Consider the following 25,821-nt stretch of genomic DNA (forward strand, 5'->3'; position numbering starts at 1 on the left):
CGACTGTTGCTGGCCCCATACGAACCTGAACACACAACTGTTGCCAAAGAACAGGCAAAGGCGTTGCAAGGACGCCGCTTTCTGTTGGTGACTTTGCCGTTCGGTCCTTTCGGGCGACACCTGAACAAGGCGTTGCTGGATATGGGGGCCGAAACTGTGCATCGCATGGTGTTCAATGCGGGCGATGCGTTTAGCTGGGGTATTAAGGGGCGTCGCCGGTTCAGTGGCACGGCGGCCGACTGGCAAAAAGAATTTCCAGCCTATGCGGGCCAATATACGGATGTGGTTATTTTTGGCGAAAGCGGTCCGTATAATCAGGCTGTGGCCGAATTGGCCAAGTCAATTCCGGCGCGTTTGTGGGTGCTGGAGAACGGTTATTTCCGTCCAGACTGGATTACGCTGGAGCGCAACGGGGTCAATGCTTCCAGCCAATTGCCCCGTTCGGCCGAAGGCTATGGTGAACCGGTTCCAGAAATGGCCGTCAGCCACAGTGTCGGCCGTATCCTGCCGTACCATATCATCAATATCAGCATGTACCATATGGTGCAGCTATTGGGCGGTTGGTCTTATCCCAACTATCGCAATCCCTACACAGTACCGGCCTGGCTACAATGCGTGAGCCATATTCAGCGTTATGTGAGGCTGGCCTTGCGTTCGTCACGACAGGTGGTGGATGCAAAGGCGCTTCGCGAGAAAGGTCCCTTTTTTATTGGGTGCCTGCAGCGTGAAGGCGACAATCAGTTGCTGCGTTATTCCAAGTATGCAGACAATACGGCGTTTATCGTCGAGCTGATGAACAGCTTTGCCAAACATGCGCCTGCATCAGCGCGTCTTGTATTTAAAAACCATCCGCTCGACCCGGGATTGGTTGATTTTGGTGCGGTGGTAAAAAATCTGGCTGTATCGAGGGGATTAGCCAACCGCGTTGATTTTATAGATGGCGGGAATCTGGCTGAACTTTGCCGTGCCTCGCAGGGGATGATCGTCAACAATTCGAGCGCGGCCCTTTCGGCGCTAGGTTTCGGTACACCGGTCAAGGTTTTGGGCCGAGCCTTTTTTAATTTCGAAGGGCTGACTTTTCAAAAGCCCCTGCACGACTTCTGGCGGCATCCTAAACCGGCGGACCCTGAACTGTTTAAGCGCTTCAGAGCACATGTGCTGGCCAAGGCACAAATCAACGGCAATTTTCATGAACCGAGGGTCATTCGTCGAACGGCCCGTGCAGTCGCAGCACGGTTTGTGCGCCTAGATGTCTGATTTCTTCTTTTAATTCGGGACTTTCCACAGGCTGTGGCGTCCAGGCCACCCTCGTCGGCTGTCATGTTTCTGTCACGTTTTTGTCGCCCAAACTTATGTTCCAGCGACTAAATCCCCGTTCATCAAATGAACAAGTACCTCCCTCTATTCACCTCGGGGGTACGACAAAGGGGATATCCGTTGTCCAATTTTGCTCGCAGCCTGACCTTTGGCGCATCGGCACTTGCCATCGCGCTCGGCATGGCCACTACCGCTTCGGCCCAGTCGACCGGCTCGGAAGCTTTCGAAGTCGAACAGGTTGTCGTGACCGGTGCTCGTGGCCCGCGCGCCATCGAGGGTGTTGTTGCTGAGAACAATCCGAAGTCGCGTGCTACGATCACCGAACAGTTCATCGGCACTCAGGCTGCTGGTCAGACCATCCTGAACTCGATCAACCTGCTGCCGGGCGTGAACTTCACCAACAACGACGCCTATGGCTCGGCTGGTGGTGACCTGACCATCCGCGGTTTTGACTCTGCACGCGTTTCGCTGACGCAAGACGGTATTCCGCTGAACGATACCGGCAACTATGCCATCTATTCGAACCAGCAGATGGACCCGGAACTGATCCAGCGCGCTGCTGTGAACCTGGGCACCACCGACGTTGACTCCCCGACCGCGTCGGCAACTGGCGGTACCGTGAACTATGTCACTCGTCGTCCGGGTGAAGAGTTCGGCGTGATCTTCCAGCCGTCGCTGGGCGAATACGGCTATCGCCGTGCATTCGGCCTGGTTGAAACCGGCGAGTTCGGCCCGTGGGGCACCCGCGCCTGGTTTGCTGCGTCGAAGACCAAGTACGACCACTTTGTGGGTGCAGGCGGCGTGGACAAGATGCAGCTGAACGGCCGCATTTATCAGCCGCTGGGCGACAATGGCGACTTCGTCTCTCTGACCGCCCACTACAATGAAAACCGTAACCAGTTTACGCCGCGCGTAACTTTGGCCGACTTTGAAAAGGGCGGTGCTTACGACAAGAACGACTACAACACCGTTCGTTCGCAAGCCACGGCTGTGAACCCGTCGAACACCGGTAACATCCGCGGTCAATCGCGTTTCACCCTGTCGGACAGCCTGACCCTGACCATTGATCCGTCGTTCCAGTACACCCTGGCACACGGCGGTGGCACGCACACCACCAGCGAAACCGATCCGCAGCTGATCGGTAACTCTTCGGCGGCCGGTGTGGACCTGAACGGTGACGGCAAGATCGATCCGAACACCCGCGTGACCCTGTTCCGTCCGAACATCACCAACACCCATCGTTATGGCGTGACCAGCTCGCTGATCTGGAACGTGAACGAAAACCATCAGGTCCGTGGTGCTTACACCTTTGACTGGGGTCGTCACCGCCAGACCGGCCAAATGGGCTATATCGACGCCAACGGCTTCCCGGAAGACTGGTTCGCCGGTCGTAACGGTCGCCCGGTCGAGCTGCCGGACGGCACTGTCCTGCGTCGCCGTGATCGTCTGTCGTATGCCATGTTGAACCAGATCGCTGCCGAGTACCGCGGTTCGTTCTTCAACAACGCTGTTGATCTGACCGTTGGCGTTCGCGCCCCGTTCTTCGATCGCGAACTGAACAACTACTGCTACCAGCGTGATACCTTCAACGCATACTGCACCACCCAGACCGGCACACCGGTGGCTGGTACGGACTTGGTAACCTTCCCGATTTCAGCGATGAATCCGCTGCCAAGGCCTACGGCTGATAACCCGAACCCTGCTCCTTATACGTATGGCAAGCCTCGTTCCTTCGACAAAAAGTATGACGCTGTGCTGCCGAATCTGGGTGTGACCTGGAAGTTTGCTGATAGCCAGTCGATCTATGCTTCGTATGCTGAAGGTTTCTCGGCTCCGCGTACCGATGACCTGTACGACATTGTTGACGTCAATCCGGAACCGGAAACCACCAACTCGTACGACATCGGTTACCGCTTCCAGTCGGGCACCCTGATCGCTTCGATTGCTGCCTGGAAGACCGACTACGCCAACCGTATCGTGCGTACCTTCGACGAAGTCGAAGAAATATACCTTACCCGTAACGTCGGTGACGTTACCCTGCAGGGTGTTGACGGCCAAATCGGTTGGGCCCCGATCGAGAACCTGTCGCTGACCGCTTCGTTCACCTACACTGACAGCGAAGTGAAGAGCGACCTGCCTGCTGGTGTGAAGGATGGTGTACCGCAGTTCATCCCGACTGCTGGCAACCAACTGGTTGAGACTCCGGAATGGCAGTTCGGTGGCCGCGTGGCCTACACGATCGGTGATTTCGATCTGGGTCTGCAAGGCAAGTATGTCGGCGAGCGTTTCTCGAACGACATCAACACCGAAGTGGCTCCGGATTACCTGACCTTCGATCTGGACGTCCGTTACAACCTGAAGGCTCTGGGCAAGGGTAACTCCTACCTGCAGCTGAACGTGATCAACCTGTTCGACGAAGAATATCTGGCTGATATCTCGACCGAGACTACGGGTACGGCTCGTTACCAGCTGGGTGCCCCGCGCACGGCTATGATCACTCTGCGCGCTTCGTTCTAAGACGAACTGCCAGTTTGCTAAAAGGAAGGGCGGTCCGGCAACGGGCCGCCCTTTCTCTTTGATGTTCGGTTGCCTATCCATTGAAGTGCAGGGCTAGAAGTCCTATCTGGCCCGTTCGTTTTTCTGTTTTCACGCCCTTTCGAGGACGCCCCGATGACCACCACCTTGATCCCTGCCGAATGGGCACCGCAACGTGCTGTTTGGGTCGGCTGGCCCAGCCATGCCGAGCTTTGGCAAGAAGACTTCGAACAGGCACAGGAAGAGGTCGAGGCTTTGGTACGGGCCCTGGCCGGTGCCGGTGGCGTCAAGGTCAAGCTGATGACTGGCAATCAAGAGGCGCTGGAGCCTGCGCGTGCCCGTTTTGCCGATGTTGCGGGCGTAGAGATTGTGGCCGGTCGCTTTGGCGATATCTGGCTGCGGGATACCGGCCCGATCTTTGGTCAGGGTTCGGCCTCGGCCAATGCCTTCACCTTTAATGGCTGGGGCGGCAAATATGATCTGCCGTTTGACGACGAGGTCGCCGACCAGATCGGCGAACAGTCGGGCGTGGCCATTACCCGCCATGATTTCATCCTTGAAGGCGGTGCGGTCGATCACGATGGCGAGGGTACGGTTCTGACCACGCGCCAGTGCGTGCTGAACACCAACCGCAACCAGGGCTGGACCGAAGAAGAGGCAGAGGCGGCCTTTGCCAAGGCCTTGGGTGCCAAGAAGGTCATCTGGCTGGGTGATGGTCTGCTGAACGACCACACCGACGGTCACGTCGATAATCTGGCCCGCTTTGTTGGGCCGGGTGTCGTGGCGTGCCCGATCGCGTTTGGCGAGGATGACCCGAACGCAGACGTTTACGACGAAACCGCGCGTCTCCTGTCGGCCTCGACCGATGCAGCGGGCCGTCCGATCAAGGTGCTGCGTATTCCCTCGCCGGGTCTGGTCCAGGACGAGGATGGCGAGCCTATTCCGGCCAGCCACATGAATTTCCTCATCACCAATGAGGCTGTGGTCGTGCCGACCTATGGCAATGATATTGCCGCTCGCATGGCCTGCGAAGCACTGGCCACGGTCTATCCGAACCACAAGATCATTCCGTCGCCGTCCATGGCCATTCTGACCGGCGGTGGCTCGTTCCACTGCATCAGCCAGCAGGAGCCTGCATAATGACCCGCACGATTTCCGTCGCCGGTATCCAGACCTCTTACGGCATTGATATTCAGGACAATATCGACAAGACCATTGTCCTGATCCGTGAAGCTGCCGCCAAGGGCGCGCAGGTCATCCTGCCGCCGGAACTGTTTCAGGGACCGTATTTCTGCGTCTCGCAGGAAGAGCACTGGTTCGAGCATGCCTATGAGTGGGACAAGCACCCGTGCGTGACCCAGTTGGCTCCGATCGCCAAGGAACTGGGCGTTGCCATTCCTGTTTCGATCTTCGAGCGTGAAGGCCCGCAGTACTACAACTCGCTTGTCATGCTGGACGCCGATGGCGAGACTCTGGGCGTCTATCGCAAGAGCCACATCCCTGATGGTCCGGGCTATCAGGAGAAGTATTATTTCCGTCCGGGGGATACCGGCTTCAAGGTTTGGGACACGCGTTTCGGCAAGGTTGGCGTCGGTATCTGCTGGGACCAGTGGTACCCCGAAACCGCCCGCGCCATGATGCTGCAAGGCGCAGAGGTGCTGATGTACCCGACCGCCATCGGCACCGAGCCGCATGATGACAGCCTCGACACCGCCGCCCCGTGGCAGCGCGCCATGCAGGGCCATGCCGTGTCGAATGTGGTGCCGGTCGTCGGTGCCAACCGTATCGGCCACGAACAGGTGACCGAGGCGGGCCAGACCTTCTATGGCCACAGCTTCATCGCTAACCATCGCGGCGATCTGGTGGAAAGCTTCGGCCGTGATGAAGAGGGTGTGCTGGTTGCGACCTTCGACCTCGACTTCCTTGATCGCCACCGCGCGGCGTGGGGCTTCTTCCGCGACCGCCGCACGGACCTTTATGGTCCGCTGACCGGCACCAAGCGCGTTTAAAATGAAAAGGCGGGGTCACATGCCCCGCCTTTTTTATGGTCTGCGATTGTTGCGCACAGTGTTGCCGGTGGCGTTGTCGCGGTCATCGACGCTGCTGCCGAATGGATATCCTCTATCGGCGCTGCAATAGGACCTGCGACCATTTCGGGCATTCTCGACCACCAATCGCGGACGCAACCACGAGGCACCGGTAAAATTGTTGTTCTCTATAATATTGTTGGAGGGGGTCTGGTGGCGGATTACGCCGCGCTCGCCACAGTTGCGATACAGATAAATACCCGGTTTGCCATGCAGATCGAAACGGTTGCCGCTGATGGTATTGCCGGCTGATCCATCCACGGCGATCATTTCACGGCCTGTGCGGGTCAGGATGCGGTTGTTGTGGATGGTATTGTCCGCGCTTTCGGCATCCAGATAGATAGCTGTGGCGCTTGTCCGGCCGTCCAGTGTCGAGTCTTCTAGGATCAGTCGCGTCACCCCCGGACCGACATATAGCGGGATGGTGCCATGGGCGGTGATGCGCACCTGTTCCAGTCGGACGTTGTGTGGAGCGGCCTCTTGCACGCGTGTGGTATGGCCCGCTTGCCTCGACGAAAGACGAAGATCATCATAGCTGCCATCTGCGCCCATGCCCCACACACGTACGGCTCCAAAGATGTGACAGTTGCGCAAGGTCACATTGTTTACAGCCCGCCATTTTCCGTTCTCTGATTTTTCCGAACGGATCATGACGGTCGGGCTTGAGGCGTGGACAGGGCTGTTGGGCTGCCCGATGCTACCGCCATTGCAATCCAGCTTAAGATGGGAGGCCTGCGGTCCCTCCAGCACAATAGGACGCAGTATGGACTGCCCGTTCGTCAACTTCGCGCTGCAGGTCAGCGTGTAGGGGTTGGAAGAGGGGGCTGTAAGGGCAATGATCTGTTCGGGCGAACAAACAGAATTTGAAATCTCGGGCGCGTTTAAACTCGCGACCAGAAGCAGGACCGCAATCACGGAGTTTGCAACAGGGCGGCACGTTCGGCGGCACAGCCAGGATTGGTCTTGCCGCTGGCTTTCAGACTTACATACTCCTGACGGGCGAGGGCGAGATCAGCTTGAAAATCGGGTGTAATCGCAGCGCGTTCAAACACCGCCTTGCCGAGTTTTTCGCCAGTTTGGGCATCCAGCGGATAATGCATGCCGCAGATGACACGGCTTAGAGCGATCTGGTGAGCTGTATCGCGTGCGGCTTCCGCATGGTCGGGGGCGATGGCAGCCATGGCCTCGCCATAGGCTGCCGCCACTGTGGCACTGCCTGACGGGTAAGAGGCCGAGGCGCGACCGGTGTCCGACACCCGCTGACAGGCTTCGCGGTTCGGGTCATCGCCTACGGGGCGCGGTCGATGAGCGCGCATCTTGACTATGGTCGATGCGGCCTCGGCATCTTCGAACAGACGTTGCATCAGGCGCGCGCTCGCGGGCGTGGTGTTTTCTGCCGGATTAAAAAGCACACCCAGCGCACAGTCGAAATGTTGCAGAGCAAACGGAGAGCGCACCTCGGCGTGACTAGTGGCCATCAGCCAGCGGTCGGTGTTCTCTAGGACGCGATACGAGGCCGACAAGGCGCGGTCTGCCGCTTCGACTTGGCTGCCGGTCGGTGGAGGCGGCGGCACCGCATCGGCCAGATGCTGTAGTTCGCTTCGGGTTAGATAGCCGTGATGGGCGGGATCGGTGCTCACGGCAGCGGGTTCAAATGCTGCGGGCGTTCCGACGCATGCGCCAAGGACAACAGAGAAACTGGCCATACAGGCGCTCAAAACGAAACCTGTCTTCATGGCCCTTGATCCTCTAGTGACCCGATTTCCAGGTCAGGTGAACCGATGTCTGGTCCTGCTCGCCGGGGGAGGCAACTACCTGAACCTCGGCACCCTTGGCGTTGAGGGCGGCAAAGGCGCGGGCGGTGCCCTGATTCATCGCCATGACCGGATCCAGGCCGTTTGTGTCGGCCAGTGCGCGGTAATGTTCGATAACCTCTTCGGGCGTGGCCGAGGTCGTGAACTCGGCGATACCGCCTGGACCATCCACACCATTGGCTGTGACAGGAGGCTGCAACAAGGTGGCACCGGGATAGAGACTGGCAAAGGCCGGAGCATTGGCGGCCAGAGGTTGCAGGTCGGCAGTTTCGACGGCTGTGACCGTGTTCTTGGATGTATCCTTGGCAGTGGTCGCCTGAGCATCGGCAACAGGCGTGTTGCCCCCCGTATCGCCACAGGCTGCAAGACTGCCCGTCAGAACCATGACAGCAATCGTTTTTGCGTAGACCTTCATATCCCGACTAGATCCCAAACCATGGATTAAACCCATAACTGAACCATTGGAGCGACCGCAGCAAGGCACCATTGCGGTATTCGTGTCTCATTGTTTTCATAGGTAATATTACGGGCACACCCTATGCCAATGTGGCAGACTATTTTGGCAGAGAACTGTCCGTGTGCGGCAAGGCTGATCCGGCATAGAACCTGTTATGACAGGGCTCAGAGTTATTCAGGCAAGAAAAACCCCGATGGATGAACCATCGGGGTTTTCTGTGTTTGGGTGTGTAAACCGCGCGATTTCGACTTATTTACCGAACAGCTTGGCCCAGTTGCGGGCTTCGCGGGTCTTCCATGCACCGCGGTGATAGGCGTCGGAGCCGATCAGCGGAACAACGGTGGTGGCTTCGGCATAGACCATTTGTTCGAAGGTGGTCGAAACCTTGCCCCACGAGGCGGCTTCCTTGAGGGTCGAGGACGAGCAGGCACCGTCACGCACGTCAGCCACAGTGATCTGGATGGCATATTTATGCATTTCGGCGTCGATGCCGAGGATTTCGGCGCAAACTACGGTGTCTTGAGCGAAGTTCTTCGGAACGCCGCCGCCAACCATGAACAGGCCGGTGGTGCCAGCCGCGATCTTGATGTCCGTCAGTTCGCGGAAGTCGGCGACTGCATCGATCATCAGGTAAGGCTTGCCTTCGGCAGCGCGTTCTTTCTGGTGCTTGACCAGACCGAAACCGGCCGAGGAGTCCACGAAGGCCGGACAGAAGATCGGCACGCCCTTTTCATAGGCGGTCTGGATCAGCGAACCCGGCTTCTTGGCGTTGCCTTCCGACAGCCACTTGCCCATCTCCCAGATGAATTCGCGCGAGGAGTAACCGCGCGGCTCCAGACGGTTGGCGATCTCGTAGATCGCGTGGTCGCAGGCTTGCAGCTCTTCTTCGTCGATATAGGTGTCGTAGATGCGGTCGATATAGTTTTCGCGCAGGACGTTGTCGTCCACTTCGCCAGCGGCCTGATAGTGCTTGTAGCCAAGCGCTTCAAAGAAATCCATGTCGACGATCGAGGCACCGGTGGCGACCACGGCGTCGATCATGTTGCACTGGACCATGTCGCGGTACACGTGCATGCAGCCGCCAGCCGAGGTCGAGCCGGCCAGGATCAGCCACGGCGAGCACTCTTTGTCTTCCAGAGCCATGTTGAAGATGTCGGCAGCGCGAGCGGTGTCACGCGACGAGAACGACATCTTGCGCATCGAATCGATGATCGGACGAGCGTCATACGAGGAGATGTCCACGTGCTCGATGGTCTTGTCGAGCAGTTGTGCCTTCATGTTCGACTGAGCGGTCATTTCAGCGGTTTCCCTAAAGATTTGAGCGCCCGTCTTAAGCGAAACAGCGACCCGGACGGAGCGACGGGCCGCTATCTATACAAACGTCTTGCGACGTTTTTGGATCAGTCTCCGAAGAGACTGATCCGTATCGGGTGATTATTTGCGACGCTTGCGCTGGCCAGCCTTGCCCTTGGGACGCGACAAGCGAACGATTTTGCGCGAGTTTTCCTCGGCGGTCGTGCGGACCGTCGGGATCGAACGCGGGGCCAGACCATAGAGCGAGGCCATCGGGGCATCTTCGACCACAGCGATCTCGTGCGAGCCGTAACCGTTGAAGCCGGTCGTCATGGCCACGCCATAGGCACCCATCATGCCGATCTCGATGAAGTCGCCTTCACGGATGTCGGCCGGTAGGTAGAACGGGCCGGGCATGTGGTCGATGCTGTCGCAGGTCGGGCCATAGAAGCGGAAAGGCTTCATTTCCGATGCGCTGTCGCCGTCACGGACCAGTTTGGTCGGGAAGGGCCAGCGCGAGTGCGTCGCATCGAACAGCGAACCATAGGAGCCGTCGTTCAGATAAAGGGCATCGCCTTTACGCAGATCGACACGGCACAGGATCGAGGAGCTTTCGGCCACGATCGAGCGGCCCGGCTCGCACCACAGTTCAGTGGTTTCCGATACCGGCATCTCGGCGAAGCCGCGGTGGATGGCGTCGGCATATTCCTGCAGGTCCGGCGGGACCATGCCCGGATAGACCGACGGGAAACCGCCGCCGACATCGACGATATCGACAAACACACCGGCCTTCTTGATGGCGCGGCTGACCTGAGACATGGCGGCTTCATAGGCCGACGGACGCATGCATTGCGAACCGACGTGGAAGCTGACACCCATCAGGCCGTCCTGAACCGCCTGGCGGGTGGCCAGAAGCAGAGCAGGGGCCTGATCCGGCGAGACGCCGAACTTGCCCGACAGCGAATAGGCCGCACCATCAGCGGACACACCCATGCGTACGACCAGATTCAGGTCGGTCGCAAAGCCGGTCTCTTCAAGGATTTTTTGCAGCTCTTCATGGCTGTCCAGCACGAAGGTGCGGACATTATGGTCTTGATAGGCGCTCTTGATCGCGCCACGGCTCTTGACCGGATGCATGAAGGCCAGACGTGCGTCTGCGCTGACCGAACGTACCAGTTCGATCTCGGCAAGCGAGGCCACATCAAAGGCATTGACGCCGGTTTCTACGAGAGTCTCGATGACCCAGCGCGAAGGGTTCGCCTTCACAGCATAGAAGACGTCGGCCTTAAGATTATTCTGGAACCAGCGCGCTGCTACGGCAACCGAGGCCGGGCGCACAAGGGCGACCGGACGCTCAGGGGACCGCTCACGGACCAGGTCCAGGGGAAGTTGGTACGTGCGCAATTCACGTAACCCCCTGTTAATTGTTAAACCCAGACCGGCGTTAGCGGCGCAAGAGGACCTTACGGGGTCCGCCGGAAGTCGCGATATGGGGGTATTATGCCGTGATGTAAAGAGGTAATTTTAAGGCGCAGCGAGCGTCGTTATAAAGCCTTAAAGTACGTATTTATACGTACAAACTCCATGTCTGAAACAACGCGCACTGGACGAAATCGCCGCATGCGTGTCATTAAGACTTGCCCTTGCGCCTTTCTCGCGTCATGCGGCGCCCCTTTATCTTAACCTCACCCAACGGGTTCATGAGTTCTTCCAACCTCGCCGTCGCGTCGGTACGCGGCGTCTCGAAGACCTACGGGGCCAGAAAGGCTCTCGACGGCGTGTCCGTCGAGGTCGGCGCCGGTGAAATGGTCGCCCTGATTGGTCCTTCGGGTTCGGGCAAGTCTACCTTGCTGCGCTCGATCACCGGTCTTCATCCGATTGATCCCGGCGGGACAATCACTGTTTTTGGCGACGTCGTTCAGCAGAACGGGCGCGTGACCCGTGCTGTGCGTCGTGCCCGCGGTCGCCTGGGCATGATCTTCCAGCAGTTCAATCTGGTGGGACGCCTCAGCCTGTTTTCCAACGTCATGCTGGGTTCGCTCGGGCGTCTAGCCGTATGGCGCGGTCTTTTCGGGGTCTGGCCGCGCGCTGACCGGGAGAAGGCTATGGCGGCTCTGCATCGTGTAGGCGTGTCCGAATATGCGCCCCAGCGCGCCAACACCCTGTCGGGTGGCCAGCAGCAGCGTGGTGCTATTGCGCGCGTGCTTCTGCAAGGCGCGCAGGCCATTCTGGCCGACGAGCCTGTCGCCTCGCTTGACCCTGTTTCCGCCCGCAAGGTGATGGAACTGCTGGTCGAGTTGAACAAGCGCGACGGGCTGGGTGTCATTGTGACCCTGCACCAGGTTGATTATGCGATCCGTTATTGCGACCGCGTTATCGCCCTGCAGAAGGGCAAGATTGTTTATGACGGACCGGCCACCGGTCTGGATACGCAACGCCTGATCGAAATCTACGGTCCCGAATATGAGGACGCGTTCTGGGAGGCCAAGGCATGACCCAATTCAATCTGTCGCGTCGCGCACTGGCCGCTGTCGCCGGTGCCGTTCTGGCTCTGGGCGTTGCCGCCTGCGGTTCGGGCGACAAGCCCGCATCGGGCAACACGCAGGAAATCAAGTTCGCCATTCTGCCGGCCGAAGGGCAATCGTCCTCGGGCCCGCTGTGGCAGCCGCTGCTGGATGATATGTCCAAGTCGATCGGCGTTCCTGTAAAGCCGTACTTCGCATCCAACTATACGGTTCTGGTCGAAGCCATGCGTGGCAACCAGATCCAGTCGGCATGGTTCCCGGCCAAGACGGCCATCGAGGCTATCGAGCGCGCCAATGGCGAGGTTGTGGCCCGTATCGTCGATCCGAACGGTCTGGACAGCTACCAGTCGACCCTGATCGTCAAAAAAGGCTCGGGCATTACGCTTGAAGACGTCATGGCGTGCGGCAAGAAATACGATTTCGGTATCGGTGATGCCCTGTCGACTTCGGGTACGCTGGCCCCGCTGACCTTCCTGTTCAATCCGGCGGGTATCAGCCCCGAGCAGTGCTTCAAGACAGTCCGTGCGGCCAACCATCAAGCCAACTCGTTTGCTGTCGCGAACGGTCTGGTTCAGGTCGCAACGTCCAATACAATCAATGCGATTACTGTGGCGCGCCAAAATCCGGCGATTGCCGCGCAGTTGGAAGAAATCTGGCGTTCGCCGCCGATGCCGGAAGCCGGCATTGTGGTGCGCTCGGACCTTGATCCTGTCGTAAAAGAAAAAATCAGGACCTTCTTCCTGACCTATGGCCGCGGCGAAGGTCCCGAAGCTGACCGTCAGCGTCAAATCTTGCTGGCCCTGAACTATTCGGGCTTCAATCCGGCTGATGAAAGCTATCTGAACCCGATCCGCGAAATGATTGCGGATCAGAAGATGGCCGAAGCGAAGGCCAAGGGTGATGCCGCTGCGGCTAAAACTGCCGAGGCGGAACTAAACCGTCTTCGTGCCCTGCGTGAGGTCCAACCTTGACCGCACCTGTAACTACGCCTGCCAAAGGTACGGCTGTTCCGAAACCGCCGGTCAAGTCGATGGGGGCCTGGGCTCTCGATGTCATGATCTGGGGTGGTGTGGCCGTCCTGCTGCTTATCAGCATCGACGCTGTTGACCTCAAGAACGTCTCGCGCCTGTTCACCAATGCCGAGAATATGAAGGGCTTTGCAGCGGACTTGCTGAGCCCTAACTGGACGGATTGGCGTCTGTATGTCGCCAAGATGTGGGAGACGATCCAGATTGCGCTCTGGGGGACCTTCCTGGCCATCTTCCTGGGGGTGCCCATGGGTCTGGCCGCCGCGCGTAACATTGCCCCGGTATGGGTGGTGACACCGGTTCGCTGGATAATGAACGCCCTGCGTTCGATCCCTGACCTGGTGATTGGTCTGTTGTTCGTCGTCGCCGTGGGCCTTGGCCCGCTCGCCGGTGTTCTGGCCATTACCCTGAACACGGCCGGTGTTCTGGCCAAACTGTTCTCGGAAGCGGTTGAATCGATCGACAAGGGTCCGGTTGAAGGCGTTCGCGCGACCGGTGCTTCCAAACTGCACGAAATCGTCTGGGGGGTAATCCCTCAGGTGGCACCGCTGTGGACCTCGTTCGCCCTCTACCGCTTTGAGTCCAACAGCCGTTCGGCCACCGTACTGGGCTTGATCGGTGCAGGCGGTATCGGTCAGGTTCTGTTCGACCGCATGAACGGCTTTGACTACAGCTCGGTCTCGGCCATCGTAATTATCGTTGTGGTTGCCGTGACCCTGATCGACATGATGTCGCAAGCTATGCGCAAGCGTCTGCTGTAACTGCGTCAGGTTTACACAGACTGTCACAAAAGGTCTGGCCGGACCGTCACAAATCGTCTCTATGCGCATCATATTGATGATTTGAGAGGTCCGGCCATGACTGTTCTTCCGACCCGCCTGTTAAAAGTTTCGGCTTGTGTCGCGGCCTTTGCCGCTCTGGCCGCCTGTGGCGAAGGCTCCTCTTCGGGAGCTCCCGGTAACCAGAAAGCCCGTACGGGCGTTTGGGCCGCCGGTTCTTCTACTGTTTTCCCGTTTGTGACCCGTGTGGCCGAAAACTTCGGTCGCAATAATGCCGGTGGCGCACAGCCACGCGTTGAAGCTCTGGGCACCGGCGGCGGCATTCAGGCCTTCTGTTCGGGTATTGGTCCTTCGACCCCCGACATTGCCAATGCTTCGCGTCCTATGAAGCCGAGCGAATTTGACCGTTGTGTCGAAAACGGCGTCACCGATATTATCGAGCTGAAGATCGGCTATGATGGTATCGTGGTGGCGACGGCCCGCAATGGCGCGTCCTTCGATCTGCGTTTGCAGGATCTCTATCTGGGTCTGGCCAAGGAAGTTCCGGGTGCGGACGGCAAGTTTGTCGCAAATCCGAACACAGCATGGAATCAGGTCAACCCGAACCTGCCGGCGCAACGTATCCAAGTTTATGGCCCGCCGCCGACCTCGGGCACCCGTGACGCTTTCCTTGAACTGGGTATGGCCCCGGGTGGAGAGAAGGTTCCGGCTGTTGCGGCCCTTAAGGGTGACAAGGCTCGTTTTGAGGCCCTGACCCATACGCTGCGGGAAGACACTTTGTGGATCGACTCGGGCGAGAACGACAATGCCATCGTGCAAACCCTGAACCGCACCCCGGGTTCGCTGGGTGTGTTCGGTTTCTCGTTCCTCGAACAGAACATGGACACGGTGAAGGCCGAAACCATTGACGGTGTGGCACCGTCGATCGAGGCGATTGCCGATGGTTCCTATCCGCTCGCCCGTTCGCTCTACATCTATGTGAAAAAGGCACACATCGGTGTCATTCCGGGCCTGCAGGAATTCGTTCTGGAGTTCATGTCGGATGGTTCGGCCGGTCGCGGTGGCTACCTGCAAGACCGTGGTCTGGTGCCGCTGAAAGCCGAAGAACTGGCTGAAGAGCGTGCTAAGGCCACCGGTCAGACGGTTATGGCGCGCCCGAACTAAGACAGTCCAAAATCCAAAAGAAACGCCCCGAAGAAAGTTTCGGGGCGTTTTTGTATGGAGGCTGGATCAGGCCGCCTGTTTGCGTCTCAGGCGGGCAATGCGGCGCAGGCGACGCCAGAAGCGGCCACGTTGCGGTTCGGGATAGGGTTGAAGATTTTCCACGAACTGTTCTGCCGAGGCCCGCCAACTGAACTTCTCGGCATAGGCGCGGACGGCCTTGCGGTCGATTTTCAGGCATTCGAGACAGGCGGTTTTCAGATCATCATTGATGACGCCCGCGCCCGAGCCCGGGATGATGTCAATTGGGCCGTGAGCAGGGAAAGCCGCAACAGGAGTGCCTGTGGCCATGGCTTCCAGAATCACAAGCCCGAACGTGTCAGTCCAACTAGGGAAGACAAACACATCGGCATCGGCAAAGCAGCGGGCCAGGTCGTCACCGAACTTGGCACCCAGGAATTTGGCGTCCGGATATTTTTCCTCGAGTTCTGCACGCGCCGGGCCGTCCCCGACAATGATCTTGGTGCCGGGCAGGTCTTGTTCGAGGAAGGTCTCGATATTCTTCTCGACCGCCACACGGCCCACATTCAGGAAGAAGGGACGCGGCCAGTCCTTGCCACCCAGTTCGTCAAAGATCGGGGCAAGATCGGGATTGAACACTTCGGTATCCACGCCGCGTGTCCACGGCGAGACGTTGCGGAAGCCATGCTCCGTCAGTTCGTCACGCAGGGTCGGCGTGGCCACCATCAGACGTCCCGACGGCTTGTGGAACCACTTCATATAAGCATAGCCGACCTGAACCGGGATCGGGAAACGCGCCGAAACATATTCGGGGAACTTGGTATGGTAGCTGGTGGTGAAGGGCAGTTTCCACTCGATACAGATGCGGCGCGTGGCAATGCCCAGCGGCCCTTCGGTGGAGATATGCACCGCTTCCGGTTCGAACGCGCGCAGGCGCTCGCGGATTTCCTCTTCGGCCCCGAGGGCGAGACGGATTTCCGGATAGGTCGGGCAGGGGATAGTTTTGAACTGGTTGGGTTCAATCACCTCGACCTCATGGCCCATAGCGCGGCATTCAGCCACGGTACGGGTCAGGGTGCGGACGACGCCATTGACCTGAGGTTCCCAGGCGTCAGTGACCAGAACGATACGCATGAAATCGATTGGGCCTTCCAGCCGTTTCGTAGATTCAAACAGTTGTAGCCGCTTGCTGTGACGAAGGCGAGACACCAAAGTGTGTGGCTGAGGTTCGGTTGCCCGTTGCTCGCTTGAAGCATTGGCAGTAAGCGGTGACTTAGGCGGGTTTGCACTCTGCGATTAAGAGGCCGTAAGTTTCTAATTGTGGGTATATCTAAGGATAATTTATGCATTTTTTTCGACGCGCAGCCAAACCTAGTGCCCCGTCAATAAATACAAATTTTAAAAAAGAACGCGAATATTACTATCTGGGCGATGGTTTCGCCCAGGTTCGTCTCAAGAATGGTTACTTTATCTATGTAGACCCGCTCGAAGAGAGTGTCTGCTCGCATCTGATCGCGCATGGTGAGTGGGAACCGTGGATTTCGGATGTGGTATTACGGTTGGTTCGACCTGGTGATCATGTGGTCGAGGTCGGAGGGCATGTCGGCTATTACACCCTTGGCTTGGCTGCTAAGGTCGGTGAAACGGGGTCTGTACTGACTTTTGAGGCCAATGCGCGTCTCGCCAATTTAGCTCAGCGGTCTATCCGTTTTAACGGATTTGGATCTCACGTCCGGATCGAGAACAAGGTTGCTAGCCATCATAAAGGTAGCGTCAAGTTTCTCTTATCGCGTCAATTTGCTGGTGGAAGCCATTTGTATTTGCGGGATGGCCTGCTTGCAAAGGATGCAGAAGTTGTCGAGGTTGAATCGGTTCGACTTGATGATTTGCAATTGCCTCAATTACGACTTTTGAGAATTGATGCCGAAGGGTCCGAGGTTCTTATTTTGCAGGGTGCGTCCCGTCTTCTGGAAGCGCCAAACTTAATTATCTGCATGGAATGGGACTTGGTTCAGATGAAATCTCGTTCTGATCCGAGTGTTCTGGTTGGTGATCTTGTGAAACAAGGTTATATGTTCTGGCAGATTAAAACGGATTCCACGATTGAGCCGGTGGAGCCTGCTGCCATGATGACGCTCCCTGCGTGCGATGTAATCATCAGTCGAGAGGATGTTCCTGAGATTTTGGCATCCGCCGCCTAGTCTAGGGTGAAAAATTCGGTTGCAGGCCCAATGACCCGCAACACATTCGTCCATCTGTTGATTATCAGAGCGATGTCACAGGAGTATTGGCGATGATTCCGAGCGAGCTTCGGTATTGGGATGAACTGGACCGTAACAAGTACCGCGATGAGCGGGAAACGGTCGCAGAATTGCTTGGATGCACCCCTCTGCAAGCTGACGAGCGCCGTGTCGTTTTGAATGAAGCGACTGCGCTTGTCGAACACGCGCGCAAGAGCCAAAAAAAGCAGGGTGTGGTCGAAAGCTTCCTGCAACAATATTCGTTGGGTACGCAGGAAGGGCTGGCGTTGATGACGCTGGCCGAGGCTCTACTGCGCACGCCAGACTCGATGACACGTGACAAGCTGATCTCAGAAAAGATCGGTTCCGCAGACTGGGCTAACCATGTTGGCAAGTCTGATAGCCCGCTGGTGAACTTCTCTAGCTTCGGACTAATGATCGCCGGCAAACTGGTCGAGCCGGACGAAGAAGTTAAGCGCGACCTGCCGAATTACATCAAGGGCATAGCCGCACGTCTGGGCGAGCCGGTCATCCGGCAGGCTGTGGCCACGGCTGTGAAGATCATGGGCGAGCAGTTCGTGGTCGGCCGCACGATCGAGAGTGCCCTTAAGCGTTCGGATAAAGAAGGCTGGCTGTGTAGCTTTGACATGCTGGGCGAAGGGGCCCGCACGGTTGCCGATGCCGAGCGTTACGAAAAAATCTATGCCGATGCCATCGAGGCTGTCGGCAAGACCGCAACGGGCCAAGGCCCCGAGGTCGGTCACGGTGTGTCGGTCAAGCTGTCGGCACTGTCGCCGCGCTATCAGGCCGTGCAGGAAGACCGCGTCTGGGAAGAGCTATACCCGCGCATCCTGCGTCTGGCGCAGATCGCCGCCAAATATGATATCAACTATACGATCGACGCCGAAGAGGCCGACCGTCTGGCCCTGTCGCTGAAACTGCTGGAGCGCCTGTGCGCCGAGCCGTCGCTGGGCAACTGGAAGGGCCTCGGCCTTGCGGTCCAAGCCTATCAGAAGCGTACGACCGAAACGATCCAGTCGCTGATCGACCTGTCCAAGCGCACGAACCGTCGCCTGATGGTGCGTCTGGTCAAGGGGGCCTATTGGGACACCGAGATCAAGCTGGCCCAGGTCAATGGCCGCACCGACTATCCGGTGTTCACCACCAAGCCCGCGACCGACCTGAACTATCTGGTTTGCGCGCGCATGATGATCGAGGCCGCGCCGCACATCTATTGCCAGTTTGCGACCCACAACGCCCACACACTGGCCGCTGTTCGTCGCATGGCGCGTGATCGCAACACGGTCATCGAGCACCAGCGTCTGCACGGCATGGGGGAGGCCCTTTATGACGCCGCCCGCGATATGTGGTCGGACGAGAAAATCATCGTGCGTGCTTATGCGCCGGTCGGTGGTCATGAAGAACTTCTGCCCTATCTTGTGCGCCGCCTGCTTGAAAACGGTGCCAACTCCTCCTTCGTGCACGCCCTGCTGGACGAGCGCGTACCGGCCGCTGATGTGGCGGCCGACCCTATCACTGCTGTCGAGGCCCAGCCCGACCGCCATCCGAAGATCCCTGTACCCATGAACATCTACGGTGACCGCCAGAACTCCCTTGGCCGCGACTATTCGACTGCAGAAGCCCGCGACGCCCATACTGTAGCGCTCAAGGCTGTGGATGCCGAACAGTTGGTGGCTGGCCCGATCATCGGTGGCAAGCTGCTGGCCGGAACCAACGCTCAGGACGTCACTAATCCTTATGACCGCGCGCAGGTTGTCGGTAAAACCTCGGACGCGACGCCGGAACAGGTCGATCAGGCTGTTCGCAAAGCCGCCGAGGCGCAGGTGGCGTGGGATAAGCTGCTGGGGTCCGGTCGTGCACCGGTCCTGCGCGCCATGGCTGATACGCTCGAAGCCGACATGGACCGCATGGTCGCCATCCTATCGCGCGAAGCGGGCAAGACGCTGAACGACGGCGTGGCCGAGGTCCGTGAAGCGGTCGATTTCCTGCGCTATTACGCCATGCTGGCCGAGCGCGACTTTGGCGGTCGCGAGACACTGAAGGGCCCGACGGGCGAAGTGAACCAGTTGGTTCTGCATGGCCGTGGCGTCTTCGCTGCCATCAGCCCGTGGAACTTCCCGCTGGCCATCTTTACCGGACAGATTGCTGCGGCACTGGCGGCCGGTAATGCTGTGGTGGCCAAGCCTGCCGAACAGACCCCGCTGGTCGCTGCCGAAGCGGTACGTCTGTACCACAAGGCAGGCTTGAACCCTGACCTGCTGGCTCTGGTTCCGGGCCGTGGTGAGACGGTGGGTGTAGCTCTGACCTCGCACCCGATGATTGACGGCGTGGCCTTTACCGGTGGCACCGACACCGCCAACGCCATCAACCGTGGTCTGGCGAATCGCCAAGGCCCGATCATCCCGTTCATCGCCGAAACCGGTGGTCTGAATGGTATGTTCGTTGATACGACGGCCTTGAAAGAACAGGTCATCGACGATGTGATCTTGTCGGCCTTCGGTTCGGCCGGTCAGCGTTGCTCGGCCCTGCGTATTCTCTATGTGCCCAATGAAGCTGCCGATGCACTCATCGAGGGTTTGAAGGGCGCACTGGCCGTTCAGGTCATCGCCGATCCATCCGATCCCAAGACCGATATCGGTCCGGTGATCGATGCCGAAAGCCGCGAGAACCTGGAAAAGCATGTCGCGCGTCTGGAAAGAGAAGCCAAGATCATCGCACGCGGCACCCTGCCAGCAGATGCCTCTAAGGGCGACTTGTTCGCGCCGGTAATTGCAGAAATCTCGACGCCTGATTTCCTCGAGCGTGAGGTGTTCGGCCCGATCCTGCACATCTATCGCTATGATGCGAAGAAGCTGAAAGAAACGGCATCGGCACTGGCGGCGCGTGGCTTTGGCTTGACTCTGGGTGTGCACAGCCGCATCGACGCCTTCGCCGAAGAGGTGATGGCACTGGTTCCGGCCGGCAATGTCTATGTGAACCGCTCTATCATCGGCGCTGTTGTTGGTGTGCAGCCATTCGGTGGCGAAGGCCTGTCGGGCACCGGCCCCAAGGCCGGCGGCCCCAACAGCCTGATCCGCTATGCCTCCGAAAAGGCCATTAGCATCAACATCTCCGCTCAAGGCGGTGATCCGGCGCTGCTGAACCTATAACTGGACGTTGCGTTTCAGTTCGCCGTAGTTATGGTGCCGAGGAAATTACCTTCCTCGGCACCAAACGTTTGCAACTGCTAACGAAACACTTGGATACCTGATGATCCGCGCATTCCTGTCTAGGCAATCCCAGATCATCGGTGCGCTCATGATGCGCGAAATGGCGACCCGCTACGGACGACGTGGGGGTGGTTTTTTATGGCTTGTCGGCGAACCGCTTCTTTTCTGCGTCGGCGTGATATTGATGTGGGTCTTTATCCGACATCGTGGCCAGTCCGATGTGGCTGTCGCACCTTTTGTTATGAGTGGCTATATGTGCCTTATTTTGCTAAGGCATAGTATCAGCTTCAGTATTAGTGCTGTTAATTCAAATATTGGCTTGCTGTATCACCGGGCAATTAGCCCGATGCATTTCTTTGTTTCTAGATCGGTTTTGGAACTGGCGGGAACGACCCTGGCTTTTATTGTCGTTTACTTGGCGTTGTTGGTGCTTCATCAGGTAGGTGTCCCCAGTGATTGGCTTTATTTGTATGGTGGCTGGTTCTTGATGTGGCTGATGGCAACAGGAACGGGGTATATACTTTCGGGTCTTGCGATGCGCTCTGATGTGATGGAGCGTCTCGTTCCTTTGGTCAGTTACGCTATGATTCCCCTATCTGGCGTATTTTTCATGATCGACTGGTTGCCGGAAGCTGTGCGCGAAAAATACCTTTTGATACCGTTCCCCAATGCGGTGGAAATGGTAAGGGCCGGTATTTTCGGTGATATGGTGACAACACATTTTAACGTTGGCTATGCCATAGCGTCTGCGCTTGTGCTTTTGCTGGCGGGATTGCTTCTGATCCGAAATGCCGAGGGTTATCTCGATGTGGAATAGCGAATTTGGGATAAATTGGCTTCATGACTGATCAGCTTCGTTATGTCGGGAGCTTGCCAAGTAAGGCTCAGCCTCCCAAGTCGAAACTCGCCCAGTTGGGCAAACGTATCCCTGTGGGGCTTGCGGTCGTTGTAGGTGTGCCGACTGTACTGGCATGCCTATATTGGGGGGTGGTGGCGTCACCGCGCTATGTCTCGGAGGCTCATTTTACGGTACGCAAAACGGATGCCTCACGGCCCAATAATCTAGGCTTGGTCCTACAGAATGTTGGTTTGTCGGCTGGGACATCTGAAGCTTTTGCCGTGCAGGATTTTATCGCTTCGCGGGATGCTGCCAAACAACTTCATAAAGAGTTCAATCTTGACGAAGTGTTCAGCCGAAATGGCGCAGATATCTTCTCGAAGCATCCGGGCGTATTTTCAGGCAAAACAGAGGAAGGCCGCTACAAGGCGTTACAGCGCTATGTAAAGGTGACCTATAATGGCACCAGTGGCATTACCAAGCTTTCCGTTCAGGCGTTTACGCCGCAAGATGCCCGAAACCTCAATCTGGCTTTGCTGACTGCGGGTGAGCAGTTGGTCAATCGTCTGAACGAACGCGCCGCGAAAGATGCGGTTGCGGATGCGGAACAGGCCGTTCAGGATGCAACGGCCAAACGTGCTTTGGTGCAGACGCAGCTAACGGAGTTTCGAAATCGCGAGCGTTTTGTTGACCCGCAACTGACCACAGCTGAATCGTCGCAATTGATTTCAGGCCTTTTGACGACGGCTGCAGGGATCAGAGCTGAGCTGTCGGAATTGCGGCGCACGGCACCGCAAAGTCCACAAATTCCTATACTCGCAGGACGTTTGTCCGCTTATGAGGCCCAGATCGCGGATGCGCGAGCTGAGTTGGTGGGCGAAGCGGAATCTCTGGTGCCGAAGCTTTCGGCTTATGAGGGTCTGGTACTCCAGCGCGAGTTGGCGGACCGTGCAGTGGCAGAGGCGTCTGCGGGCTTGATCACCGCTCAGCAATCTGCGCGTCGCCAAAAGCTTTATCTTGATCGGATCGTCGAGCCGAACCTGTCTGATAAATCGACCCAGCCACATCGTTTGCGTTCTATCCTGATCGTCTTCCTGAGCAGCTTCATAGTATATGTGCTGGGACGCTTGCTGTGGGCTGGATTGCGGGAGCATCGCCAAGAGTGACGTTAGATGGCTTGGCCCCACCGGCAGGTTTGCGTGTGCGCAATGTGTCAAAGGCCTATAAACACGCAAATCGCACTGTTTTTTCGGGCCTGAGTTTCGATCTTGAGCGCGGAGAGCGGATGGCAATCCTAGGCCGCAATGGTCAGGGAAAATCAACGCTCATCAAAATGCTGGGTGGTGTGCTACCCGTTACCAGTGGCACGATTGACTGGCGGATGAGCTCATCCTGGCCTATCGGCTTTTCAGGCGGCTTTCAGGGCAGTCTCTCTGGTCTCGACAATATTCGTTTTCTGGCGCGTCTGCACCAGAAAGACTATCGCGAGACATTGGAACGCGTCGACTCGTTTGCCGAACTGGGCAAGGCCCTTAAAGAGCCAGCCAAGCATTACTCTTCGGGTATGAGGGCACGCTTGGCGTTTGGTCTGTCGCTTGCAATTGAATTTGATTGTTACTTAATCGATGAACTTGTCGCTGTGGGCGATGCCCGCTTCCAAAAGAAGTGTAATCAGGAACTATTTGAGAAACGCGCCGATCGCGCTTTTATGATTGCTTCTCATAATACCAACCTCGTTCTGGATATCTGTGATCGGGCCTTGCTCATTGAGAGCGGGCAATCACGAATATTCGACGATGTGAAAGAAGCACTGGACGTTTATAGCTGGCTGAAAGCGATTTAAAAAATGAGCGCACGCTCAGGTAAAAACGTCGACGTTCAAAACTGGGGTGTTGAGTGTTTCCGCTATGATGATCGTGGTAGCGCGCAACGCGAACGTATCAGCAAGATGGACATCGTTGGGCGTGCACGCTGTTTGGTGTGGGGACCCTATGCGCCTCTGTCGCCCGGACGATGGATGGCGACCGCTAAATTCAGTATGGATGAATGGGCATGCCGGCACCAATTTGCGATCGAATTCGGATCTAAATCAAACTATAGCCGCCATGAATTTCGGGCGGCAAAGCCTGGAATATTTGAATTCGATATCGAATTTGAAGCTACGGACAATGAGAAAGTAGAGCTGCGCCTGATTGTAAATCAAAGCTCTCTAGGCGGAGAATTCGAGTTCCTCGGTGCCAAGATTGCGCGGCAATCAAGTGCCGTTTCTGTGAACGAAATTGTGCCGTCTGCTTAAAATAGCGGTTGCCTTTCGAAGCTTCAGATTGCGCCAAAGCTTCGCTAATCGAGACGTTTCAGCCAGATACCGAAGAAGACAGGTGCGTGTGAGGCTGCGGCTTTTCGGGCTTGAGACCACTTCGTTCTGAACTCGTAGCGGGTCTGTCCCTTGGCATTAAACTGGGTTCGGAAGTTGAAAAAAGGTACCGCGGATAGCTTCGTGGCTCGATCATCATGATGTTCGATGATTTCCATCTTCAAGCGTTTCCAGCGTGGCCATGTCAGCATGCTCTTTGCATAGTCAAACCACGATGCGGTAGGCGGTAACCAAGATATCTCCCATTGCCCTTGAGGCACGGAAAGATAGGGGCCGTAAACAAAATGTGGGTATGTAGCCTCTATGGCTGTTGGGCCTAAACGCTGATGTGCAAGCCCTACGGGATAGCTGAAAGCTTCGGGTGGGATATGCCAGTCAAGATAAGCTGATCTATCAGGGCTTTGTGAAGGCGTTCCGTGTGGCGATACGCACAGGGTTACAAGCCGATAATCTGTGTTGTCTGGATCGTTCTCCGTGAGTGTATATGGTCCAGGGATTGTCTTGCAGAGATAGGCAATATCTTCAGACGAGAAACATTGTGCGCTAGCCGGGTCGTAGGAAGTGTCCAGACGGCAGCCGATGCGGACAGGGGCGCGATGGTGCCTCAACGTAAAATCGAGATAGGCTCGGGGAAAGGCGCACTCTTCGAGACGGACATCCAAGGTTGCGATCCCGTCCTTCGGCTGTCCACGCACGGGATGTGATGCAAGAACCGAAGGCGGGGCACATGGCCCTGCATAGGGGTGGGCGGACAGGGCCACACGGGGGATGTTCTGGAGTAAAACAGCTCGGTGGTCGTCGCTTAAAAGCTCAAATGCCTGATCGAGTTTTGGGGTGTGCTGCAACTGGGTATACAGAGCGCGCGCTGCGGCGATCACAGCTTGAACTGACTGCGAATAATAGGTGACCAGTTTCTGTTGGCGCGCGGGGGGCTTGGCGGCTTGTAACCGCACGCGCAACTGTTGGGCATCGCCGGTGGCCAAGAGGCTGTGGGCCAGCAGATGCTGCACCACAATCGCAACGTCAACCGTGGAAGGTGCGGCTATGTCGCTAGACAGGGTAAGGCTTTGGCCGACATCCAGATCATGGGTCAGGCCGTATCCGCTATAAATGGGTTGTCCGGTCATAATAACCGGCTTGCCTCGCAAGACGGCCTCCAGACCGGCATTGGAGCTATGGACGAGTACCGCATCGCTATTTTCGATTGCGGTGTGGATGCCGATATCGGCAACCATTAAGTCGTCACCGATCTTACTCGGCAGAGTGATGGCATCAGGCGCAGCCTTGGGGTGAGGCTTGAACAAGATGCGCCAGCCCGAAGACAGTTGATCAAGGGCTGCTGTGTAAAGGGCTTGCAAAGAACCGTATGGTCCCAAGCCTACAACTGCATTGGCGTCGCTGGGGACCTGACCGGCTACAAATAGGACGGGACGATTGTCGCGTTCCTTCCATTCTAAAAACGCGGCATCGTATGCGCTGTGCTGAAGATATTTGCTCTGTCTTGCCTGTCGCCAGTTCTGGATGAAGGCATGCGTATTAGGAGTGATTTCAGTAGAGACGGGCTGCGTATCGCTGGCGCAGAGACCTCTGAAAAAATGCGGAGCCTGTGCATCCACATACAGATGGTCGGGGAAGAAACCACTTTCCCAGAATAGGGCTGGAATGCTTCTAAATGCGGCGACCTCGGTGATAAGGCGCGAAATGATTTCGGCTCCGTGAGCAATAAAAATCACATCGGGGCGTTCGCGGTCGAACATCTCGAGCAGGCGCACGGCTATACCGCGCAGACGCTGGTGCCAGATACTTTCCGGCAGCAGCAGATCGGGTGTAATCGGTTCGGTCGCAAAACTGTGCGCGAGCAGTTCCAGTAAATCCAGCGTCAGGTCATGATGGCGCTTGAGTGCAAATTCGGACACGCGTGCTGCCGATCCAATATCGGCTTCGAGCAGAGTGATTTGATTGTTCCACGCATCCTGATCGTCAGGCCAGTAGGGAACCATGGTGACGGATAGACCTGCTTGTTCACCAGTGTGGGCAAGCTTGTGAGCGTTAGAGGCGGATTCTTCGCCCGGAAGCCGAAAGAGAAGCGCGCGTTTGGGAGGGGCAGGGCTATCCGTCATGA

Annotated in this window: 21 protein-coding genes; 14 read left to right on the forward strand and 7 right to left on the reverse strand. The window is 57.3% G+C overall.

From position 1 onward, the window contains the following. Positions 1–6: 6 nt before the first annotated feature. The 4 genes from WEU32_RS02415 (at position 7) to aguB (ending at position 5,861) form a co-directional block, all read left to right on the forward strand. A complete protein-coding gene (locus WEU32_RS02415; RefSeq protein ID WP_406852741.1) occupies positions 7–1,257 on the forward strand; it encodes a capsular biosynthesis protein in 1,251 nt (416 codons plus the stop codon). A gap of 180 nt (positions 1,258–1,437) precedes the next feature. After that, a complete protein-coding gene (locus WEU32_RS02420) occupies positions 1,438–3,834 on the forward strand; it encodes a TonB-dependent receptor (protein ID WP_406852742.1) in 2,397 nt (798 codons plus the stop codon). 153 nt (positions 3,835–3,987) lie between these two features. Next, positions 3,988–4,992: an agmatine deiminase family protein gene (locus WEU32_RS02425; RefSeq protein ID WP_406852743.1), complete on the forward strand. Its 1,005-nt coding sequence runs from the start codon at positions 3,988–3,990 to the stop codon at positions 4,990–4,992. Continuing rightward, complete coding sequence (gene aguB / locus WEU32_RS02430) at positions 4,992–5,861, forward strand: N-carbamoylputrescine amidase (protein WP_406852744.1); 870 nt, start codon at positions 4,992–4,994, stop codon at positions 5,859–5,861. Before WEU32_RS02425 ends, aguB begins: the two co-directional genes overlap by 1 nt. 33 nt (positions 5,862–5,894) lie before the next feature. Here the strand turns inward: aguB and WEU32_RS02435 are convergent, their stop codons facing one another. From WEU32_RS02435 to WEU32_RS02455, 5 genes are all read right to left on the reverse strand, one after another. After that, complete coding sequence (locus WEU32_RS02435; protein WP_406852745.1) at positions 5,895–6,722, reverse strand: right-handed parallel beta-helix repeat-containing protein; 828 nt, start codon at positions 6,720–6,722, stop codon at positions 5,895–5,897. Between the two features lie 128 nt (positions 6,723–6,850). Then, positions 6,851–7,579 carry a PA-phosphatase gene (locus WEU32_RS02440; RefSeq protein ID WP_406852746.1) on the reverse strand — a complete coding sequence of 243 codons (729 nt, stop codon included), beginning with the start codon at positions 7,577–7,579 and terminating at the stop codon, positions 6,851–6,853. A 109-nt stretch (positions 7,580–7,688) separates the two neighbouring features. After that, positions 7,689–8,168, reverse strand: a complete 480-nt coding sequence (locus WEU32_RS02445) for a hypothetical protein (protein ID WP_406852747.1) — start codon at positions 8,166–8,168, stop codon at positions 7,689–7,691. A 291-nt stretch (positions 8,169–8,459) separates the two neighbouring features. Continuing rightward, a complete protein-coding gene (locus WEU32_RS02450) occupies positions 8,460–9,506 on the reverse strand; it encodes a 1,9-bis(guanidino)-5-aza-nonane synthase (RefSeq protein ID WP_406852748.1) in 1,047 nt (348 codons plus the stop codon). 138 nt (positions 9,507–9,644) lie between these two features. Next, the gene (locus WEU32_RS02455) at positions 9,645–10,907 is read right to left on the reverse strand and encodes a type III PLP-dependent enzyme (protein WP_312134838.1); all 1,263 of its coding nucleotides are present in this window, start codon (positions 10,905–10,907) and stop codon (positions 9,645–9,647) included. A 296-nt stretch (positions 10,908–11,203) separates the two neighbouring features. On the opposite strand from WEU32_RS02455, the gene phnC reads away from it, so the two are divergent. The 4 genes from phnC to WEU32_RS02475 all read left to right on the forward strand — a co-directional run bounded on the left by phnC (position 11,204) and on the right by WEU32_RS02475 (position 14,999). After that, positions 11,204–11,998 (forward strand): phosphonate ABC transporter ATP-binding protein, encoded by a 795-nt coding sequence (gene phnC, locus WEU32_RS02460; RefSeq protein WP_312134840.1) that lies wholly within the window; start codon positions 11,204–11,206, stop codon positions 11,996–11,998. Beyond that, positions 11,995–12,999, forward strand: coding sequence for a phosphate/phosphite/phosphonate ABC transporter substrate-binding protein (gene phnD, locus WEU32_RS02465; protein WP_312134842.1), 1,005 nt, complete (start codon positions 11,995–11,997; stop codon positions 12,997–12,999). The genes phnC and phnD overlap by 4 nt, the downstream gene beginning before the upstream one ends. A 59-nt stretch (positions 13,000–13,058) precedes the next feature. Next, positions 13,059–13,817 (forward strand): phosphonate ABC transporter, permease protein PhnE, encoded by a 759-nt coding sequence (gene phnE, locus WEU32_RS02470; protein WP_312135463.1) that lies wholly within the window; start codon positions 13,059–13,061, stop codon positions 13,815–13,817. Positions 13,818–13,913: 96 nt separating this feature from the next. Beyond that, the gene (locus WEU32_RS02475; protein WP_312134844.1) at positions 13,914–14,999 is read left to right on the forward strand and encodes a substrate-binding domain-containing protein; all 1,086 of its coding nucleotides are present in this window, start codon (positions 13,914–13,916) and stop codon (positions 14,997–14,999) included. Positions 15,000–15,065: 66 nt separating this feature from the next. Here WEU32_RS02475 and WEU32_RS02480 read toward each other — a convergent pair whose 3' ends face one another. Continuing rightward, positions 15,066–16,151: a glycosyltransferase family 1 protein gene (locus tag WEU32_RS02480; RefSeq protein ID WP_312815717.1), complete on the reverse strand. Its 1,086-nt coding sequence runs from the start codon at positions 16,149–16,151 to the stop codon at positions 15,066–15,068. A 209-nt stretch (positions 16,152–16,360) separates the two neighbouring features. On the opposite strand from WEU32_RS02480, the gene WEU32_RS02485 reads away from it, so the two are divergent. From WEU32_RS02485 to WEU32_RS02510, 6 genes are all read left to right on the forward strand, one after another. Beyond that, positions 16,361–17,218, forward strand: a complete 858-nt coding sequence (locus WEU32_RS02485; protein WP_406852749.1) for an FkbM family methyltransferase — start codon at positions 16,361–16,363, stop codon at positions 17,216–17,218. A gap of 92 nt (positions 17,219–17,310) precedes the next feature. Next, the gene (putA, locus tag WEU32_RS02490) at positions 17,311–20,427 is read left to right on the forward strand and encodes a bifunctional proline dehydrogenase/L-glutamate gamma-semialdehyde dehydrogenase PutA (protein ID WP_406853482.1); all 3,117 of its coding nucleotides are present in this window, start codon (positions 17,311–17,313) and stop codon (positions 20,425–20,427) included. A 100-nt stretch (positions 20,428–20,527) separates the two neighbouring features. Then, positions 20,528–21,304: an ABC transporter permease gene (locus WEU32_RS02495; RefSeq protein ID WP_406852750.1), complete on the forward strand. Its 777-nt coding sequence runs from the start codon at positions 20,528–20,530 to the stop codon at positions 21,302–21,304. Positions 21,305–21,327: 23 nt separating this feature from the next. Continuing rightward, complete coding sequence (locus WEU32_RS02500; RefSeq protein ID WP_406852751.1) at positions 21,328–22,491, forward strand: chain-length determining protein; 1,164 nt, start codon at positions 21,328–21,330, stop codon at positions 22,489–22,491. Further along, complete coding sequence (locus WEU32_RS02505; RefSeq protein WP_406852752.1) at positions 22,458–23,168, forward strand: ABC transporter ATP-binding protein; 711 nt, start codon at positions 22,458–22,460, stop codon at positions 23,166–23,168. The genes WEU32_RS02500 and WEU32_RS02505 overlap by 34 nt, the downstream gene beginning before the upstream one ends. Positions 23,169–23,171: 3 nt before the next feature. Further along, complete coding sequence (locus WEU32_RS02510; RefSeq protein ID WP_406852753.1) at positions 23,172–23,621, forward strand: hypothetical protein; 450 nt, start codon at positions 23,172–23,174, stop codon at positions 23,619–23,621. Between the two features lie 44 nt (positions 23,622–23,665). Here WEU32_RS02510 and WEU32_RS02515 read toward each other — a convergent pair whose 3' ends face one another. Next, complete coding sequence (locus tag WEU32_RS02515) at positions 23,666–25,819, reverse strand: hypothetical protein (RefSeq protein WP_406852754.1); 2,154 nt, start codon at positions 25,817–25,819, stop codon at positions 23,666–23,668. Between the last annotated feature and the right edge of the window lie 2 nt (positions 25,820–25,821).

Source organism: Brevundimonas sp. BH3 (assembly GCF_045345115.1).
In the GTDB taxonomy this organism is placed as follows: Bacteria; Pseudomonadota; Alphaproteobacteria; order Caulobacterales; family Caulobacteraceae; genus Brevundimonas.